1 pseudogene is annotated in these 249 nt (G+C 65.5%); it reads left to right on the top strand.

Annotated elements, in window-relative coordinates:
- A pseudogene (locus EQG76_RS16155) lies at positions 1 to 249 on the top strand (energy-dependent translational throttle protein EttA); the annotation flags it as partial.

A 249-nucleotide genomic window follows, 5' to 3' on the forward strand; every position in this document is an offset into this window, starting at 1 on the left:
GGACGAGCCCACCAACCATCTGGACGCCGAATCGGTCGCTTGGCTGGAGCGCTTCCTGCAGGAATACAAGGGCACCGTCGTGGCGATCACCCACGACCGCTACTTCCTGGACAATGTCGCCGGCTGGATCCTGGAGCTGGACCGCGGCCGCGGCATCCCGTTCCAGGGCAATTATTCGGGCTGGCTCGAGCAGAAGCGCAAGCGGCTGGAGCAGGAGGAGCGCGAGGACATCGCGCGGCAGAAGACGCT

It is taken from the genome of Geminicoccus flavidas, assembly GCF_009806515.1.
GTDB lineage: Bacteria > Pseudomonadota > Alphaproteobacteria > Geminicoccales > Geminicoccaceae > Geminicoccus > Geminicoccus flavidus.